General features: G+C 44.6%; 20 protein-coding genes and 1 pseudogene. 15 read left to right on the forward strand and 6 right to left on the reverse strand.

The features are described 5' to 3' along the window. Nucleotides 1-145 precede the first annotated feature (145 nt). Nucleotides 146-1,174, reverse strand: coding sequence for a phosphoribosylformylglycinamidine cyclo-ligase (gene purM, locus OXH18_RS01820; protein WP_268610721.1), 1,029 nt, complete (start codon nt 1,172-1,174; stop codon nt 146-148). Between the two features lie 210 nt (nt 1,175-1,384). Beyond that, nucleotides 1,385-2,068, reverse strand: coding sequence for a hypothetical protein (locus OXH18_RS01825; RefSeq protein ID WP_268610722.1), 684 nt, complete (start codon nt 2,066-2,068; stop codon nt 1,385-1,387). Nucleotides 2,069-2,618: 550 nt separating this feature from the next. On the opposite strand from OXH18_RS01825, the gene OXH18_RS01830 reads away from it, so the two are divergent. Continuing rightward, nucleotides 2,619-5,435, forward strand: coding sequence for a M16 family metallopeptidase (locus OXH18_RS01830; protein ID WP_268610723.1), 2,817 nt, complete (start codon nt 2,619-2,621; stop codon nt 5,433-5,435). A 200-nt stretch (nt 5,436-5,635) separates the two neighbouring features. Here OXH18_RS01830 and OXH18_RS01835 read toward each other — a convergent pair whose 3' ends face one another. The 4 genes and pseudogenes from OXH18_RS01835 to OXH18_RS01850 form a co-directional block, all read right to left on the reverse strand. Next, nucleotides 5,636-5,836, reverse strand: a complete 201-nt coding sequence (locus OXH18_RS01835; protein ID WP_268610724.1) for a hypothetical protein — start codon at nt 5,834-5,836, stop codon at nt 5,636-5,638. Nucleotides 5,837-6,019: 183 nt separating this feature from the next. Then, the gene (locus OXH18_RS01840; RefSeq protein WP_268613266.1) at nt 6,020-6,226 is read right to left on the reverse strand and encodes a hypothetical protein; all 207 of its coding nucleotides are present in this window, start codon (nt 6,224-6,226) and stop codon (nt 6,020-6,022) included. Continuing rightward, a pseudogene (locus OXH18_RS01845) lies at nt 6,177-7,142 on the reverse strand (integron integrase). The gene OXH18_RS01840 and the pseudogene OXH18_RS01845 overlap by 50 nt, the downstream one beginning before the upstream one ends. 316 nt (nt 7,143-7,458) lie before the next feature. Further along, a complete protein-coding gene (locus OXH18_RS01850) occupies nt 7,459-7,647 on the reverse strand; it encodes a hypothetical protein (protein WP_268610725.1) in 189 nt (62 codons plus the stop codon). 170 nt (nt 7,648-7,817) lie between these two features. Here OXH18_RS01850 and OXH18_RS01855 point away from each other — a divergent pair, with 170 nt between their 5' ends. The 14 genes from OXH18_RS01855 (at nt 7,818) to OXH18_RS25245 (ending at nt 19,137) form a co-directional block, all read left to right on the forward strand. After that, entirely contained in the window at nt 7,818-9,284 is a 1,467-nt protein-coding gene (locus OXH18_RS01855) for a pentapeptide repeat-containing protein (RefSeq protein ID WP_268610726.1), read from the forward strand. 172 nt (nt 9,285-9,456) lie between these two features. Beyond that, on the forward strand, nt 9,457-10,293 hold the full coding sequence (locus OXH18_RS01860; protein WP_268610727.1) for an abortive infection family protein: 837 nt from the start codon (nt 9,457-9,459) through the stop codon (nt 10,291-10,293). 216 nt (nt 10,294-10,509) lie between these two features. Then, nucleotides 10,510-10,890 carry a hypothetical protein gene (locus OXH18_RS01865; protein WP_268610728.1) on the forward strand — a complete coding sequence of 127 codons (381 nt, stop codon included), beginning with the start codon at nt 10,510-10,512 and terminating at the stop codon, nt 10,888-10,890. Between the two features lie 237 nt (nt 10,891-11,127). Next, nucleotides 11,128-13,848: a hypothetical protein gene (locus OXH18_RS01870; protein ID WP_268610729.1), complete on the forward strand. Its 2,721-nt coding sequence runs from the start codon at nt 11,128-11,130 to the stop codon at nt 13,846-13,848. 215 nt (nt 13,849-14,063) lie between these two features. Further along, nucleotides 14,064-14,756: a class I SAM-dependent methyltransferase gene (locus OXH18_RS01875; protein WP_268610730.1), complete on the forward strand. Its 693-nt coding sequence runs from the start codon at nt 14,064-14,066 to the stop codon at nt 14,754-14,756. A gap of 174 nt (nt 14,757-14,930) precedes the next feature. Next, the gene (locus OXH18_RS01880; protein WP_268610731.1) at nt 14,931-15,722 is read left to right on the forward strand and encodes an HNH endonuclease; all 792 of its coding nucleotides are present in this window, start codon (nt 14,931-14,933) and stop codon (nt 15,720-15,722) included. A 155-nt stretch (nt 15,723-15,877) separates the two neighbouring features. Further along, entirely contained in the window at nt 15,878-16,456 is a 579-nt protein-coding gene (locus tag OXH18_RS01885) for a hypothetical protein (RefSeq protein ID WP_268610732.1), read from the forward strand. A 7-nt stretch (nt 16,457-16,463) separates the two neighbouring features. After that, nucleotides 16,464-16,742: a BrnT family toxin gene (locus tag OXH18_RS01890; RefSeq protein ID WP_223047990.1), complete on the forward strand. Its 279-nt coding sequence runs from the start codon at nt 16,464-16,466 to the stop codon at nt 16,740-16,742. After that, nucleotides 16,723-16,965: a hypothetical protein gene (locus OXH18_RS01895; protein WP_223047989.1), complete on the forward strand. Its 243-nt coding sequence runs from the start codon at nt 16,723-16,725 to the stop codon at nt 16,963-16,965. Before OXH18_RS01890 ends, OXH18_RS01895 begins: the two co-directional genes overlap by 20 nt. Before the next feature lie 135 nt (nt 16,966-17,100). Then, complete coding sequence (locus OXH18_RS01900) at nt 17,101-17,922, forward strand: class I SAM-dependent methyltransferase (protein WP_268610733.1); 822 nt, start codon at nt 17,101-17,103, stop codon at nt 17,920-17,922. 13 nt (nt 17,923-17,935) lie between these two features. Further along, nucleotides 17,936-18,325 (forward strand): (2Fe-2S) ferredoxin domain-containing protein, encoded by a 390-nt coding sequence (locus tag OXH18_RS01905; protein WP_268610734.1) that lies wholly within the window; start codon nt 17,936-17,938, stop codon nt 18,323-18,325. Between the two features lie 171 nt (nt 18,326-18,496). After that, nucleotides 18,497-18,811 carry a nucleotidyltransferase family protein gene (locus tag OXH18_RS01910; RefSeq protein WP_268610735.1) on the forward strand — a complete coding sequence of 105 codons (315 nt, stop codon included), beginning with the start codon at nt 18,497-18,499 and terminating at the stop codon, nt 18,809-18,811. Further along, a complete protein-coding gene (locus OXH18_RS01915; RefSeq protein WP_268610736.1) occupies nt 18,792-19,019 on the forward strand; it encodes a HepT-like ribonuclease domain-containing protein in 228 nt (75 codons plus the stop codon). Before OXH18_RS01910 ends, OXH18_RS01915 begins: the two co-directional genes overlap by 20 nt. Beyond that, a complete protein-coding gene (locus OXH18_RS25245; protein WP_315874651.1) occupies nt 19,012-19,137 on the forward strand; it encodes a HepT-like ribonuclease domain-containing protein in 126 nt (41 codons plus the stop codon). Before OXH18_RS01915 ends, OXH18_RS25245 begins: the two co-directional genes overlap by 8 nt. Nucleotides 19,138-19,170 lie beyond the last annotated feature (33 nt).

A 19,170-nucleotide genomic window follows, 5' to 3' on the forward strand; every position in this document is an offset into this window, starting at 1 on the left:
CGAAGGCTACGGTGATATAGATAGACTAAATAAGCTCCCCCGCTTCTCGCACCTTTCTACGTTCTTATGCATTTCTACGTTCTTATGCATTTGCGATGCGCTAGAGGATGTTTCCTACAAATTGACTCCTACAAATTGACGTTTGCTACAAATTCACCAACGCCAATTCACCCGTTCCGGCAATCACTTGTCCAATCGTCCAAGCGGCCAGATTTTGTGCGGCAAACCACTGAATCGTGCGATCGACTTGATTGGGTGGAACCAGCAACACAAAGCCAATGCCCATATTGAATGTATGGAACATGTCGATCGGGCTGACGGAACCACGCGCTGCAAGCCAGGAAAAAATCGGTGGTATTGGCCAAGAAGAAGCATCCACCGCGATCGATTGGCCACTCGCTAAACATCTCGGTAGATTTTCCGGTAGCCCACCTCCGGTGATATGGGCCATGCCATGAATTTCCAGTCCTGCTTGCCGCGCTGCCAAAACAGGTTTGACATAAATCTGGGTAGGGGTGAGCAGTTCATCAGCTAACGATTTGCCCCCCAGTTCAGAAGGTATAGCATCCAGTGAATACCCATTGGCTTCAATGATTTTCCGCACCAAGCTATACCCGTTGCTATGAATGCCTTGACTTGCCAGCCCGATCGCCACATCACCTACTTGCACTTGCGAGCCATCTAGGATCTCGCTCTTTTCCACAATTCCAACACAAAATCCTGCTAAATCATACTCGCCCGCTTGATAAAACCCTGGCATTTCTGCCGTTTCTCCGCCCAGCAGTGCACATCCCGCCATGCGGCATCCTTCAGCAATACCAGAGACGACTTCTGCTAACTGCTCAGGGTTCAGTCTGCCTGTTGCTAAATAATCCAAAAAAAACAGCGGTTCGGCTCCGGATGTTAATACATCGTTAACACACATCGCTACCAGGTCAATGCCAACTGTTGTGTGGTAATCACACTGGTGTGCTAATTTCAGTTTTGTGCCCACGCCATCGGTTCCTGACACCAACACAGGCTCCCGATAGCCACTAGGTAACTGAAAAAATCCACTAAAGCCACCCAACCCACCCAACACCTCCGGACGATGAGTACTTTCCACCAGGCTGCGAATTCGCTGCACAAACGCCCGTCCTGCCTCTACATCCACACCTGCTTGCCGATAGTCCATGTGCCTGTCTCCGATCGTCTCCCTTGCAGGAGGTATTGTATCGAATCAGCGAGTGATCGGTAATAGGGGGGAGTGGACTAGACGTGCGGATGGGCTTCAAGCATTCAAGTCAAACTTGTAACGATTGATGAACAGATCGATGACGACATCGTACAACGAAGACGACATCGTGCAACGAAGCGGCGTTTACTAGATGTGCCAGTTTGAATCTTAGCTATTAGAGATTAGAGAATACCCACAACAGCAAACTTGGTTACAGGAATGAACTGGATAAATTCTAACGTTACAGTAATTTTTGCGGCTTTGGACAAATGCCTGCTGAACACTCGCCGGTAATTCTCTCCAAGTAAATTGATCGACAACCGATCGCCTTTCAATGATGGCTGCCTCCGTTTCCTGTGATGTTAATTGATTCACTGGTCTATTCTCTTTATGAGCCGTCATAGTAAGTTGGCGTCGATAAATCTTTTGTTCTTGAAAGCGTTCATATTTTGCTTCAACTTTTAGACAATGTCTCCTTACTATATCTTCAAGCTGGTAAGCCTGTTTACTATATACTTGACTATATACAATGCGTGCGTCTTGTTCTTGGCAAAGCAAGTAAACAGTATTGAGATATGTGCTGAAGTGAATTTTGTTTGATGATTGGTGAAAATGGTCTTGCAGAAATTCTGCAATATGATAATAAATTCGTTTTTTACTTTCCACTTCTTGATCGATTTTTGCTAGCTCGGACAGCGATCGCTTGCTGTCATTCAATCCTTCGATCAATCCTTGTAGCCACACTATCATTTGGTTGGGCGTTAGCTGTTTGCACTTTGCATTTTTTTGCAGAGACTCGATTTGAATCTGGAGCAATTGCAGCGTCTCACCAAATATTTCTTGACTGCTCATAGACTACTCTCAAACGAATGGTTTTTAACAGGGAATTAGTGGGTTTTTAACGGCTTTAGTTGCTGAATTCTGCCTCAAATGATGTAGAAAACTGATAAAGCAATCGATCGAATTTGTTTACGATCGATGTAATCATTGATGCAATGATCAATGTCATGATTGCGGAATCTTCGACCTAATCTAACTGCAATATCTAACGGCGATGAAGAGGATACTATCTGGTTAGTTTGAACGGATGCTGGTTTTCCTGATTTCTAATCCGTAGGCGACGAATGCGCCGCTCAAATCACGATACTGAAACGCTGTGGCTACACCCGTGTGTGGTCACACTACACCTTTCATTGAAAGGCGATGATTTCAAGAAAATCGTTACAATTCTAAATATGCGATGAATAGATGATTCGGCCAACCCTCGTATATGTAGTCCGGCCAACCCGCGAAAATGCTTAAATTTGCAACGCTGATGCCAGAATCCTCCAGATTTTGTTTAAATCAGATTGGACTCGATGTCGGTCTCTGTTTATAACGCTGCCCCCTTGATCCAGTTGCTATGAAAATTCGTCCCTCCCTATTACTGGGCTTGTTTCTCACCTGCTTGATGGGTGCGATCGCCCTGTCTGACCTGCCTTCCAGTGCCTCTATCCCAACACTGTTCAACACATCGGCTAATCCACCGTTAACCGTATCGTCAGATACCGCTGTCGCTTCATCGATTTCAATTACCGACGGCGCTCGCAAAACGGTTCTTGATAACGGCTTAACCATATTGACCAAGGAAGTGCATACAGCCCCCGTGGTGAGTGTCCAGGTGTGGTATCGCGTCGGATCGCGCAACGAACCGCCTGGAGAAAACGGCATTTCCCATCAGTTGGAACACATGATGTTTAAAGGCACAGCCGATCGCCCGATTCAATTTGGGCGATTTTTTAGTGCTTTGGGCAGCCAGTCTAACGCTTTTACCAGTTATGACATGACGGCTTATTACGGCACGGTGGAACGTGACAAACTGGAAGCGATGCTGGTGTTGGAAGCCGATCGCATGGTGAATTCCCTGATTGATGAATCGGGGCTGGAAAGCGAGAAACGAGTGGTAATCTCAGAGCTACAGGGCTACGAAAACAGTCCTGACTATCGCTTGAGTCGCGCTGTCACGCGGGCTGCTTTTCCAGAACATCCCTATGGTTTACCCGTAGGTGGAACCAAGGCAGATGTGCAGAGCTTTACAGTCGATGCCGTTCAGCGCTACTACGAGACTTACTACACACCTGATAATGCAGTGCTGATTATCACGGGAGATTTTGATACAGAGACTGTATTAGCGCAGATTGAAGACTTGTTTGGAGAAATTCCTAAGCGCACTGGTGATGCTCCGTCCGCAGGTGTGATTCCGGCTCCACCCGAAGCCCGACAAGCTCCGATCGTGTTGCGCGAACCGGGTAGTGCGGCGTTGCTGAATGCGGTGTATCCATTAGTGGATATCCAGCATCCTGATGTACCCGCGATTGATCTGATGGATACAGTGTTGTCGGTGGGGCGCAGTTCCCGACTGTATCAAGCCTTAGTGGAAACCGGGTTAGCCAGCAATGCTGGAACCTATGCCTCGGCAATGATTGAACCAGGTTGGTATGATCTATTTGTAACAGCAGCTCCGGGACAATCTCTGGAGGCGATCGATGAAGTGGTGCTGCAAACCATTGAGGTGTTGCGGCAGCAGGGCATTACCCCCGAGGAACTGGAGCGGGCCAAAACGCAATTGAAAACTTTCTTTGTGTTATCGAGCCAAGATATTACCAGTCAGGCAAATCAGTTAGGATACTTTGAAATCGTAGCTGGCGATTATCAATACGGCGATCGCTATTTAGCAGCCATTGAGCAAGTCACCGCTGAGGATGTGCAACGGGTGGCGCAAACCTATCTCGATCCGGCAAAGCGCACACTGGGCTTCTTTGAACCGACACAATTAGACGGTGCTCCAGAGGTACAGGGCGATGGACGGACGACGCAAACAATGGAAAAGTTTGATCCGGGAGAACCCGTTGACCCAGCGGAAGTGGCTCGCTATTTGCCACCCATTCCAGATACAACTGACAGCAGCACTCAAGTATTGCCCGAAAAATTTACATTAAACAATGGTCTGGAAGTGGTGCTATTGCCAGATTCTAGCAATCCTATCGTCAATCTCAGCGGTTGGGTAGAGGCAGGAAGTGGATTTGATGCAATCGACCAAGCCGGATTAGCTAGCTTAACAGCCGATAATTTGCTCAACGGCACTGAAACTAACGATGCACTGACGATCGCCAAAACCTTAGAAGATCAGGGAGCCGAACTGCTCTTTAGTAGCCGTCGTGAAGGGGTTAGCATCAATGGCTATGCTTTGAATGAAAATTTGCCGTTGCTGGTGCAAACCTTGGCGGATGTGCTGCAAAACGCTACGTTTCCTGCCGATCAACTAGAACTCAGCCGTCAACGAGCGCTTTCTCAGCTACAAGTAGAACTCGATGATCCTGAACAATTGAGTTGGCGCGTTTTTCGACAAACCGTATACCCAGAAGGACATCCCTTCTACTCTGTGCCCACTGAAGCAAGTTTGATGCAGATCACGCAAGCAGATGTGATGAACTTCTACCAAACTTATTACCGCCCTGATACTACGGTACTGTCACTGGTGGGTGATTTTGAGTCGAACCAAGTTAAAGCTTTATTAAGTGAAGCATTTGGGGAATGGAAAGCAGAAGGCGATCGTCCTGAATTAGTGTATTCGGAGGTGTCTTTACCACCATCGACAAGACGATTAAACCAGGTGATTCCAGGCAAAGCTGAAGCGGTGACATTCATGGGGTATGGTAGCGCTTTGAGTCGTCAAGATCCGCGCTTCTATGCTGCTTTGGTGCTGAATCAAATTGTTGGAGGGGATGTGTTGTCTAGCCGTTTGGGTAGCGAAATTCGCGATCGATTGGGGCTGACCTATGGTATCTACAGTTTCTTCCAAGCAGGGCAACATCCTGGACCCTTTGCCATTGTCATGCAAACCTCTCCCAATGATGTGGATCGAGCCATTGACAGCACCCTAGCGGTTTTACGACAATTGCGCGAACAGGGCGTAACAACGACAGAAATTGACACGGCTAAGCGATCGCTGATCAGCAGCTACTCGGTAGATTTATCTGCGCCGCCCGTGCTAGTTTCGGAAATTCTTTTTAACGATGTCTACGGACTGGGATTAGAAGAAATTCGTGAGTTTCCTACCAAAATTGAAGCTGTTACCCCCGATCAAATTCAGCAAGTGCTAGACGACCTGATTCGCCCCGATAACTTTGTGATTGTCACCTCTGGTCCGGCCAGAGGTGCGATCGATGTAGGCACCTAAAATCATCGGCGTGGCTGAATTCACGTCAGAGTTGCCCTCATCTCCTACCCTTCTCCCGGAGGGAGCAGAGCGAAAGCTCCTCGCCCGATCTGAGAGAGGGGTTGGGGTGAGGACAATTCGAGGTTTGTCAGTCAATCAGGCTTAGTGCTCAAAGCAAGGATGATGGAATGATTCTGTCATCCTTTCATCTCACCTGTGCTCTACCGCACCAGCACCGTCATGTACTTGCCTGTGGCAAACGGAGCCGGAACGATCGGCGTAAACTGCACTCGGTCGGTGGCAATCTTGCGCACATAGAACTCATTGATCTGATGTATCACTTGGTCGCGTGTTCCGATAATCCAAATCTGTGCTCGCTCAGTCTCCTGAACGGGCAACTCACTATTCCATTCTCCAGTCATGGTTGTATTCCTTGCTGATGTTTTCTATTGGGTTAGGAACGGCCCAAGGCATGGGTGTCACCCAACCATGCATCAGCAAGGTGTGCCGATCGCAGACACCTGGTCTACAATCAACACAGCCTAGCCTCCTGTTGTCGTCAGGAAGTTAGGTTAGCTGGTTAGGGTTGTTGGACGCTTCCCTAATCAGCGCCAGTACCTTGAGCCGTTCAGCCGTTCCTCTCGTCCTGCGAAAGAACCAGCATCGCCATAGCATAAACCAACTCGATCGGGTTGCACAAGCGTATCGAGCCTTTTTTTGTCAGCAATTTTTGATGATGAGGCAGGAGAGGGCGATCGAGTTTCACGCATCGAGGGGACTGCGAACACCCCTGCCACCGCGATTGAGCACATGGGTATAAATCATCGTCGTCTTCACATCTTTGTGCCCAGCAACTCTTGCCCCGTGCGGATGTCGTAGCCGTCTTCCAGTAAGTGGGTGGCAAAACTATGGCGAAAAGGTATGGCACCCCACTCGCTTCGCAATGTCAGCTACACGAACCGCTTGCTTTAGCGTTTTCTGTACCCCACTTTCATGCAGATGGTGACGGCGCACTACCCCACTGCGTGGGTCTGGCGATCGCCCCGGCGAAGGGAACACAAACTGCCAAATCCAGGCGCGATCGGCATGGGGATACTTCCGCTCCAGGGCAAAGGGCAAGTAGACCGAGCCATAACCGCGCTCCAGGTCGTGATGGTGCAACTGTCGCACCGTTTGCAGATGCGTTTGCAGGGGAGCAACCACACAAGCAGGCAACATCGTGACTCGGCTCTCTTTGCCTTTGGTATCTCGAATCACCAACTGCTGTTGAGCAAAATCCACATCTTTCACCCGCAATGCCAATCCCTCACTCAAGCGAAGTCCACTGCCATATAGCAATTGAATCACCAACTTGTACACGCCATACAGGTGGGAGATGACTTGCTGCACTTCCTCTGGCGTTAAGACGGTGGGGAGGTAGCGCGATGTCTTTGCCCGTACGGCGTTAATGCCAACTAGCTCTTGTTGCAAGACGATACGATAAAGGAAAATAATGGCATTGAGTGCCTGATTCTGAGTGGCGGCTGCGACCTGTTCGGTTACAGCTAAATGGGTGAGAAACTGCGTGACCTCTGGTGCGCCCATCTCGTTAGGATGGCGTTTGTGATGAAACAGAATGAAGCGACGAATCCAGTAAACGTAAGTTTTCTCCGTGCTATATGAGTAATGCTTGACTCGTATGGCATCGCGCACTTGGTCAAGTAGCTTTCGAGGACGAGGTTCCAGCATTGGATAGCGTAATACTTTTGTATAAAATATGTCTTTATAGTATAGGCATTCTACTGAGATTACCTGGTCGGATCTACGGAATTTTGCTGTAGATCCACCTTGGTTCAGGTAAATATACAGTAGGATTGCTGTATATCCAGCTATTTGGGGCAGATATGCAGCAGGGAGTGTGTTCATTCACCTCAGATGGAAGGATATGTAGAGTTACTCTGTACAATAAATTGTTAGCTGGCTTCGCACAGAGATGTTGCACTCGCTTTTCGAGGTGATCTGCAAAGGCGCAAACGCCCAGAAGGGGGTCTGTTGAGACAGTAGTTTAAGGCAAACTATGGTGTGTGAAAGCACCCAGAAAGTGATCGGTAGGGGCGATTGTGGAAGGCGATCGGTGGGTGGTGAGAGGATGAGTGGATGAGGGCGATCGGTGGCGGCATCCAGCTAACACGTCATGGCAGCGGATTGATGACCCCCCTTGTGCTGAGTGCAAGGTGATCTGCAACCGCTGCATTGTGCCGTTAGGTCGCTTCAGTTCACTGCATCGTTTGTACCGTAATACAATTTTGAGAGGGAAGTCCTGATATAGGAAAGAGGCATTGGTAAAGATTCTAGATAGCAAACCGTTGCTGCGAAACTAAAGAATTAAGATAGAATTCTTTAAAGAGAGGATGAAAAGCTGGTGTGGCTAAAAAAAGACATCTTACTCAATTGAAAAAAGGGGTTGTTAGCTGGAATCAGTGGAGAAAAAATAGCAACTCGGTTCCTGATCTCAGTCATGCTGATCTTCAAGGACTGAAGCTACGCGAGATTGATTTCGCTGGTGTGAATCTTCAAGGTGCTAATTTACGTGAAGCTGACTTGAGCTATTCAGATCTGAGTTATGCTGACCTTACTGAAGCTGACCTTACTAAAGCTGATTTAGCTCACTCTGTTTGTATTTTGGCTAATTTCAGTCATGCTAATCTCCACGAAGCAAACTTCATCTTAGCTGACCTTAGTGAAGCAAATTTTTTTGAGGCTGATCTTAGCAGGGCAAGCCTACAAAGTTCTCAACTTTTTATGGCCAATCTAGCATCAGCTCAACTCGACCAAGCTCATCTTAGTGAAGCTAATCTTTTTATGTCAATCTTGGCTAAGGCTGATCTGAGCGGAGCGAGTCTGAGTTACTCAAATCTAAGCCGTTCCGATCTTACAGGAGCTATATTAATAGCAACTGAAGCACTCGCAACTGACTTTACTGAATCAATATTTACTGAAGCATGTTTACAGGATTGGAACATTAATAGTGAAACAAAGCTAGAAAAGGTTGAATGCGATTATGTTTACTTGAGAGTTGAATGGTACGAGGAAGATGAGGAAATAAAAGGCAACTTTTTTGAGCGTCGTCCTAGCAACCCTAGTCAAAAATTTGCTCCAGGGGAGTTTACAAAGCTTTTTCATAAAGTACTGAATACTGTTGATCTTATCTTTCGTAATGGTATTGACTGGCAAGCTCTTGTTGTATCTCTAGAAAAACTAAGGATTGAAGCGGAAGGTGTCGAGCTAACAATTCAAGCCATTGAAAATAAAGATGATGGAGCTTTTGTTGTTCGAGTACGAGTGCCTCCAGAAGCAAATAAAGCAGAAGTTGAAAAGTTTTTCAGACAAAAGTATGAGCAATTATTAAAAGCAAAAGAAGATCGTTTAAACATACAAGGAGAGCAATTAGATTTTTTCCGTCAGCAAATTAAGATTGAACGCCAAAATAATACAAATTTATTGGGAGTTATTCAAGTCATGGCTGAAAATCAAACGCCTAAATATGACATGCGTGGTTCTAATTTTGGTAATTTTGCAGATGCGGTTCAATCGGGCGGTAAACAGCAAAATGTTCAACATATTTATGCTTCGGAGTCTAGGCAATCCATTGCAGAAGCTGCCCAAGAAATTCAGGCTCTTCTTAAACAGCTAGAAGCAACTAATCCTCACGCAACTGAAGATCAACAGATGGCTTATGTTAACTCTGCTATTCCACCTACCTTCAAGCAAAGAGTCGTTACTGCTCTAAAAGAGGGTGGTGAAGCTGCTATTGATGAATTTTTGCTGGAGAATAAGTATTTGAAGATAGGGAAAGCAGTTGTTAAAGGGTGGTTGCAAGCAAATAGCTAGTAATTCAGTTTTTGCCAGCTACCTAACACGTCACGGCAGCGGACGGTCGAAAGCCGCTGGTGCTGAGTTCAAGCTTATCTGCCGCCGCTGCGTTTTGCCGTTAGACGGCTCAAATCTTGGTTGGGGCAGTGCTCTAGAATAATTGAGTGGGGTAGTAAAGGTTGGTTGAAGTGTGAAACTATCAGAACAAACAATATCCGCTCTTGGCTCGATTATCACTGGGGATGGAGGGCGATCGCCATATCGAACCGGTCCACAATTAGTTTCGTTCTTCAATCAATTTGGTTCAAACGACACTTATGAAAGTGGATTCCCTTCTCGTTGGTATTACGCAGAAGAGAAGTTGCGTGAATTTAATGACACACCAACTATAAAAGATATTCTTGTTGCAGCTCTTGATCCCCGCCACTTCCTCCCTAAAGAACTCGATATTAATGTTGCAGTCGAACATCTCAACCAGTTTCTTGAGTTTGATAATTATGAATTGCGACCTTCAGGGAAGAGATGGGATGTTTACAAATTAAACGGTTCTTTAATCGAGTTATCGCACCCTTATGAGAATTCAGTTGAACTGACCCATATCTTTATTGACGAACAAATAAAGAAGTGTGATAAGAAACTGGGTGAAGGAGACTTCGATGGTGCAATTACCAATGCACGCTCTCTTGTTGAAGCTGTTTTGTCAGCGATTGAGAAAGAATTTGATCCCAATCCGCCTGAATATGATGGCAATCTTCCGAAGTTGTATAAGAGGGTTCAAAAGCACTTGAATCTCTCGCCAGGGCAAGAGAGCCTTGCAGAATGCTTAAGGCAAATTCTGTCGGGTTTGACGAGCATAGTTTCTGGTTTGGCTACTTTACGCAATACAATGAGTGACTCTCATGTTATTTCATATAAGCCATTAGAACATCATGCAAAGTTAGCGGTTAATTCTGCTAAGACTCTCTGTGATTTTTTGTTTGAAACTAAGGAGTATCAAGTTCAGAAAAAGAAGGATAACGCCCCCTAACAATCGCGCTGCACCGGAACGTATCAATATGATCGGTTAGGTTGCAAAAGTTATCTGCGTCCGGTGAGCGCGACCGTTATACCGCCTCAAGGGATCTGCCAGAAATTGCTTAGGCTTTCTTAGTGATCACAAAAATTATTAGATATAATAGTATCTCTGTACTCTCCCTAAAGAATATTGATTGAATTGTCCTTGAGTTAAGGCTTAACCAAGTTTATGGATGAAAAGCACCAGCAACCTGAATCAGAAGCCTTTCGTCCTTCGGATTTCATGAGGGCGCGACGACCCTATCTATTTTCTGATACACAAGTAATTGGAGAGCCGCTTTTAGATCGGAGTTTCCTTGAGTATTACTTAGAAACTTTGACTAATCGTAGCCAAGAAAAAGATTTTGAGCATTTCTGCCGACGATTAGCTGAAAAAGAAATTTGTCCTAATCTCTTGCCCCAAACAGGACCGACTGGAGGAGGAGATAGCAAGGTAGACTCTGAAACCTACCCTGTTTCCGATGCTGTTTCAATTCGCTGGTACGAGGGAATTGGACGCGAAGCTGCTTCGGAACGGTGGGCATTTGCCATTAGTGCAAAACAACAATAGCGCTCAAAAGTTTGTTCTGATGTACAAGGCATTATAGAAACGCAGCGTGGTTACACCTTAATCTATTTCATTAGTAGTCGATATATCAAGGACAAAGATAGAGCCAATATTGAAGATGAATTGCTTAAAAAATACAACGTTAGTGTACGAGTTCTAGACAGAACTTGGATACTAGATAAGGTGTTTCAGAATAAGCGCGAATATTTAGCTATAGAAACTCTAAAAATTAGTTCGCCATTGACTCAATCTATTAAAAAAGGTTCCTTAGATACAGCTCGTGAATCTGAGTTAAATGAGTTAGAGACACAGATACAAGATCCTACTCGATATCAAGGTATTGAGTATCAGCTTGTAGAGGATTGCATTGAAGTAGCTAAACTGGCGCGTGAGCTTGAATTGCCACGTATAGAAGTCGATGGGCGTTTCGCAAGAGCTGAGCGTATAGCCGAACAATATGGAACGCATCGGCAAAAACTTCAATGTGCTTATGATAAAGCGTGGACTTCTTTTTGGTGGCATGATGACTTTAATACGCTCAATCAAATTTATGATAATGTTGAATGTTTAACAGTTGGCAGTGATCAAGTCACAGATATTGAATTATTAGCTAACTTATGGCAGCTATTATGGACTACTGTTCAACGCTCACAACTTAATGCTTCTGATGCAAAAATAGATGCACGGACTGAAGCCTTACGCATTGAGTTACAAAGACTTCAAGCTGATAAAGATCGACCAAGCACTGTTTTACAGTCGCGGTCGATTGAGTTACTGATGGATCTTAGTCAGTCTCACGATAAACCTCTTGAATTGAAAAGGATACTTAGTGATTTTCGTAAAGTATTTGAGGAAGGCAAAGGTTTAGTTAATTTTCCTGTAACGCCCCTCATTAAAATCCTTATGAAATTAGGTGAATATTTGCCTAATGATCCTGACTTTGATGAGCTTTTTGAATCCGTGCTTCTACTTTCCCAAGAGCGAGAAAGCAGAGCAACTTCTGGACGTATGCTTCTGACGAGAGGCAACCAAAAGCTTATTAGTGGAAATCATTATGAGGCAATTCGTCTTCTTGGTCGGGCGCAACATGACTTAGCTATGCGTGAGTGCCGTGGCGAGTTAATCGCTGCACTCGCCTTATGTGCGAGTGCTTATGAATCAGCAGGTTTACTATGGGCTGCACGTTCTAATATGCTTCTAGCAGCATCTCAGGCTTTTAATCAGTATTGGGAAGATGGCGCGATTACTATTCAAACTTTCGCTTGTTTACAGCGTTTGATTTGGATTGAACTACAGTTAGGACGAATTCCAAGTACTCTCACATGGATTGAAAATGCCACAGTTATTGCACAAGTACTTGAATTTGATGAGGAAGCTCAGGAAAGATTCCTGAAAGAGAGAGAAACTCAAGATCAAGTTCTTGGAATCCTTCTTCTTAAGACTGCCTTCAAAGATTTGCATTGCTTGGAATCTATTCCAGAAATTCTCGAAAATCTTGGTTTAAATCATTCATTCATAGCATCACTATATGCCCTAGGTCATGAAGATGCTCTTCGTTCTGAAGGTTGGATTCCACAAGAAGAGAATGAATCAAGTGTTCGTGAACTTTTTGATGCTTGGATAGCACAACCAGCGAGTAATGATCTGCCAGAGGTTCCTGAGTTTTTGGCAGAAGATAAAGTAGACCTTATCTCTCAAGTACTAGGCTGTAATATAGTTGCTGAAACGCCAAGCAGTAATAGATCTCTATTTATTTCAGAGTCGATTCTTGCTGCTTTTGAAGCTTTTCTTGCAACGAGTCTCGACTCTAAGTTATTTCCACATCAGTCAAATATAAGGTTTCAAATTATCCCTTCAAATTCAGTTCCTGATGTTATTGATTTTCAAATTGAAGAGGAGAATTCCACGCATCTTGGAACTCTCGTAAAAGTGCAGCATTCTGTCAATGAATCTTATATTGCAGATATTAATTCTGAAACACTAAATAAAAAATTAGCTGAGTTAATTATTCAATTAGTTTTTCACATAGCTTTTGTACCAGATTCAGAACAATACTTTGATAGGCTTTTGCGAGAAGAGTCTGCTTTCTCACGTGCATTTGACTTTACGAATGTAGCTACTGCTATTTGGAATATTTTAGGCAAAACTCCAAAAATTAGACTTGCAGACTGGCAGTTAAATAACACAGAAAATAAATTTCCACTTCGTCGAGTAGTTGTTTGGAATAATGGATCAACTCAGACTGCCTCTGTTGAACAGACAACTCAGACAAAACCTAGCCTAGGACAGGGTGAAGTTCCTCCAGAACTTAGGAACGTTGATCGTCTTAAGCATCGTGATCGTAAAGTTTATTCTCTACTTGATGTTGCCCTTTGGGATAAAGCTAGTTGGAAGGGAACGGGTTTTGGCTTGATTCCAAATAAGCAAAATCTTCCACTTTTAGAGCTTGCACTTTTGTTTCGTAATGAAGCTGCAAGCAAACAGATTTTTTCTCAGTGGAAGCAAGAATTTGGCGATGAAGATATAGAAGAAAAAATAAGAGTATCTATCATTACTGGAATTGATGCCAATAACCCAGCGGCTTATCGTGTTGTCATTGGAGTAAATCCTGAATGGATAAAAGCCTCTAGTGACTCGCAATTCATCTTGACATATCGAATTAATACTATGGAGCCAAAGAATTCAAGAAATCTTGATCAATTTTCAACATTTTTTGAAAAGACAGGCTTTTATATTCTTGTTCCAGGATATATATCTCAAGATTTCTCTAGAACAGAATTCTTTTGGGAATTAGGGATTTTAAAACGACAAATATTTATTCGTCCTGCCTGGCAAATAGCCGAGCATGATCCTGATTTGTGTGGTATTCAGCCTGATGACAAGATAATTCTCCCCAAAGATGTCAAAGATCCTCCTGTCATACGTGCTCTGGCGCAAATCAGAAAAATGAGATCTAGATAGGCTATGAGAGCTTGTTGATCACCAAATCTTCCGGCGGTATAACAACGCCCATGCACACCGACCGCCGAAAGTAGATCGGTATGATGCATAGGTTGTCTGCGGCGGGTGAACGGGGTCGTTAGCTGGCTTCGGTTTCGGGTGGTGGCAGTAGTTTGAAGGCTGTCGGTAGGCAGCGAAAATTGATTGGATCTTATTGTTCTGAAATTTGATTCGCCATGCGGTGTCCTCAGTGTTTGCAACAAGTCATGGAGTCGATGAAGCAGTGCCAATGTGGTTTTGTGTTTGATGACGTAGCGTTGGCGGACTTACAAGATTGGTTTGCAGAAGTTAAACAGACTTTGGAAACAGCCTATGTAGCCTCACCTACCGCTTGGCAGCAATCCGGTAAGAGTGGAACGTTTGAGGATTGGACACGACTGCGGATCGCAAACCTCGCACCAGTCCAGAGATCAGGCACATATCTTGATATCGGTTGTGCGAATGGATATTTGTTGGAATGTTTGGTAGCGTGGGCAAAGTTAAAGGGAATTGAGCTTACACCTCACGGTCTAGACTATTCAGACAAACTTGTTGATTTAGCTCGACAACGCCTTCAATCGTCCAGCAATATTTATTGGGGGAACGCTTGGGACTGGACTCCCCCTCAGTACTTTGATTATGTGCGAACTGAACTCGATTATGTGCCGCGCAATTATCGAAAACCTTTTGTCGAAAGGCTATTGGCTGAGTTTGTCGCTCAAGAGGGGCGATTACTCATTTCTCAATATCGCAGTCGTCGTGATGATTTAACTCAAGGCTGGGTCAACCAAGAATTAGAAAGGCATGGGTTTCGAGTCGTTGAAACACATTCGGGGTATAACGGAGACGGCTTAGAATTATGTCGTGTGGCGGTTTTGCAATCGAAATAGCGATCACCCAGCTAACAATCCCAATGCACACCGACCGTTGAGAAGTTATCGGTTGGAGTTCAAGATTATCTGCGGCGGGTGATTGGGGCCGTTAGGCGGCTCAAGGTTATCTGTGGGGGCGCAGCCGAAAGACCATGAGTGTGACACTTAAATCACAATCAGCAAGTGCCTGGTATGGGTCATGTTTTCAAACCAAGTACAATACCAACTGTTGACGAGTATGTGTCCGGTTTATCTGCGCTCGGTTCTCGTATCAATGAATTACAGCTTCGTTTACTACAAGAGCAGTATTACGCCCCAAATCGCACTGTTACAGCGACCCAACTTGCAGAGCTAATAGGCATTGAGAGCGGACGTGGCATGGTCAATCTGCTATACGGTCGGCTAGGACGGTTATTCTGCGAAGCAACAGGATTTGAGCCAAGTCAGCGAGAAATTGGTACACATCGATGGTGGTCTGTCTGGTCGAGCGGATACGAAGAGCGTAATCCCTATCGATTTTTCTGGGAAATGCATCCAGAAGTTGCAGAAGCTCTCGAAGCTTTGGGTTGGGTTACGCCTGAACGTTCTTCATCGGTCACGTTTCCTGATGAAGTTGATGAGACTACAGTTTTCCGCGAAGGCGCAGTCTGCAAAGTTTCAGTTAATGCTTATGAACGCAGCCCTCAAGCTCGTCAAAGATGCATAGCTTACTATGGAACAAGTTGTTTCGCTTGTGGCTTCAATTTCGGTCAGGTTTTTGGAGAATTAGGCGAAGGTTTTATTCACGTACACCATCTCTGTCCCATTTCTGAGATTGCCGAAGAGTACGAGGTTGATCCTGTCAAAGATTTACGTCCCGTGTGTCCTAACTGTCATGCCATGATTCATCGCCGCTCTCCTCCGTTGAGCATTGAGGAGCTTCAAATTTTGTTGAGCAGTTCTAAAGTTCAACCGCCTCCTAACAATTCGGGTGCAGCGGATTGACCGAAGCCGCTTGGGTAAGATGCAAAGGTTGTCTGCGTTCGGTGAGCGGGAACGTTAGCCTGCTCTAAGTTATCTGTGAGGACGTTGCTTACAGCCCCCGGTATGGTATTAAGGGTTAAGCAAGTAGACTGAGGAAAGTTTCAACTTCAACGACCATGAAATGCTCTCCTGTCAATGAATTAGAATTATTCATTACTGAAGTTAACAAGCTCACATCCAAATCGTTTTATCAACATTTCAGTTCTAGTGAAGAAATTGAATTTTCACATGGATCTTTGCCTGAAAACACACCAGCAGTGGAACAGCTTGAGTCTTATCTTCTTCACTTTCGCAAGTTTATTCAAAAAAATGACCGTGTTTGTGTCTGTCTTGTGAACCAGCATGTTAACGAGCTAGCAAAAAATCAGTCTAATTTCCTTAACAAATGGAACATAGTGTATAAAACCTTTGAGGAATTGATAGAGGCTAAAGCGTTAACTGGCAGGGTTATAACTCATGTGCCAGATATTCCTGATTTGTCATTACTTGACCTCTTTAAAGCTAGAACTTTTGGCGATTTGTCACATCTTGATCCGAAAAAACAACTACTCCATCAAAAACTTTCTTCTACAAGCCAGTTAGATGCATTGTATCGATTTGAGTACTATACCTTCTTGTCTGAGGCTGGGGAGCTTATTGCTGAGATGGCAGACCTCTGTGCAAGGCTACTACACTCCTTGAACAATCAGGTATGATCTAAGCATGAAGTTTGAGTGGGATCAGTCGAAAGCCGCTAGTAATTTGAAGAAACACGGTGTCAGCTTTGAAGAAGCCAAAACCGTATTCGACAACCCTCTGGCGGTCATTTTTGATGATGAGGCTCATTCTGTAGATGAACAGAGAGAAATCATTATTGGTCATTCTCGGCAAAATCGGTTGCTGTTAATTGCTTTTACTGAGCGATCTGGTAATGTCCGTATCATCAGTGCCCGTCTAGCTACTCGCAATGAGCGTGAGGATTATGAGCAAAACGCCCTCTGATCAAACACAAAATTTTGAAGACGAGATTTCACCTGAGTATCGGTTTGATTACGAGAAGGCGAAACCCAATCGATTTGCTGCTGGTCAAAAGCCACAGAAATTAACGGTTGTGGTTTTAGATGAGGATGTGGCTCAGGTTTTTACAACGCCTGAATCAGTCAACAAAGTGCTAAGAGCCTTGATCGAGTCGATGCCACAATCAGCAGGTAGCGAGACAGCCTAACACTACGTTGGTGCGGACGGCACAAAGGTTATTGATGCGAGTTCGAGGTTGTCTGCCGCCGCACAACTTCACCGTTGGGCTGCAATCTTGGGTTCTGAGTTAATCTAAAAATAAAACCTGCAGCGAGGTTAGAAATTGAGTTTTGATTTCTCAACTGCTTCCGATTCAATCACAAATCCATTGGGCTATTTTTCTGGTCAAGGCAAAGATTACGAAAAGTATCGCCTGATTTATCCTGCTTCTGCGATCGATAAAATTTTGTCAGATTTGGGATCTCTCACTCAGATTACTGCTGCTGATATTGGTGCAGGAACGGGGATTGGTGCAAGATTGTTAGCAGATCGAGGCATTCGGGTTGTGGCGATTGAACCCAACAAAGACATGAGAACAGCAGCGACCTTGCACAAAAACGTAGAGTTTCTGATTGGCACTGCTGAACAAATTCCTCTGGAGAATGCATCAGTCGATTTAGTAACCTCGTTTCAAGCATTCCATTGGTTTGATTTTGATAAAAGCCTCAAAGAGTTTCGCCGTATCCTCAAGCCCAGTGGACACTTAGCATTAATATGGAGCTTCTGGGATCAAAGCGACCTTATTTCCAAAGAATACACTCGCCTAGTTTTTGAAGCATCCAAGGATCAAGAGCCTCAATCCCAATCTGGAATGCAACTGAAAGCATGGTTCAAAAGCATACGTTATCAACTATTTTGGCAAGGGTTATGGTTGCCCTACTTTACAAACTTAGAGCGATACGAGTTTGTCTCTAATCAATCCTTAGATTTCCCAGGATTAATCGGTTTAGCCCGCAGTCAAGGATTTACACCGTCTGAAGGGGAAGGTTTAGAAAAACTGATATCAGATTTAGCTGTATTTCATCAACGCTTTTGCGATCGCCAAGGTTCGGTAAGGTTGACGTATCGCACACGCCTGTACACCGCAATTTCCAACCATCCTTAAAGGACTCCTCACTATGGATATAAAACCCTTGCAACAGAAGGCTAAATCACGAGGTATTGCTGTTAATGGGCAAGGTGGTTATCAACGACATATTCTATTGTGTACTGGGTTGCGCCAAAGTGGAGATACTTGTTGCCCGGCTGAAGAAGGTGCTAAAACTTGGAAATATCTGGGTAAACGACTGAAGCAACTTAGCCAAGAAGGACACAATATTTATCGCACAGAAGTGGAATGTTTAATGTTTTGTCGAGGGGGTCCGCTCGCAGTTGTCTACCCTGAAGGGACTTGGTATTGTCATGTTACGCCAGAGGTCTGTGAACGCATTATTCAAGAGCATTTGTTGGAAGGCAAACCCGTTGAAGAATTTAGGTTTGCTTGTAACCCATTATTAAAAGACCTGTAAGCACACTTCCCATACAGGCTAACAACCGCACTGAGCCGGAACTTGCCAACATAGTCTGGTGAGCGTGAACGTTGGGTTACTTCATATTTAGTGGAAACAGCACTTTGATGCTACCTGTGAGCCTCGTGGGCTGTGATAAGCTCAATATCAAATGAGTAGGCTATACAAGCGATGCCTGTTCAAACAAAAGCCCAAGTGCTAGCTCTGCTCCAGGAGTATCACCAAGAGTTACACCGCTTTGGAGTGAAACGTTGCGGCGTTTTCGGCTCGTTTGCCCGTGACACTGCAATTCACCCTCAAAGTGATGTTGATATCTTGGTTGTCTTTGATCCAGACCAGAAAACGTTTGATAACTTTATACATCTATCCTTTTTTCTAGAAGATCTCTTTGGCAGAGCAGTTGACCTTATCACTGTAGAGTCATTAAGCCCTTATATTGGTCCGCATATTTTAGATGAGGTCGAGTATGTCTCCGTCGGCTCGTGAATATTTACAGCATATTCTTGATGAAACGACCTACATCATGACGAGTTCTACGAGTTTAGACAAGACAAAATTTGTGCAAGATGAAACGCTGAAGCGCGCTTACGTTCGTAGTATTGAAGTAATTGGCGAAGCTGTCAAACAGTTGCCAGATGGGTTGCGTCAAAAATACGATGTGATTGAGTGGCCGGTCTATGGCTGGGATGCGTGATCGATTAATTCATAACTACTTTGGTGTTGACTACGACATTGTTTGGGATGTTGTAGCCAATAAAATCCCTACACTTGATGCTGAAATTAGGCTAATTCTTAAACAAGAATATCCATAGGTCGAGTATTGGCAAAAACAGTAGGATTTGCAG

It is taken from the genome of Thermocoleostomius sinensis A174 (assembly GCF_026802175.1).
Classification (GTDB): Bacteria; Cyanobacteriota; Cyanobacteriia; order Elainellales; family Elainellaceae; genus Thermocoleostomius; species Thermocoleostomius sinensis.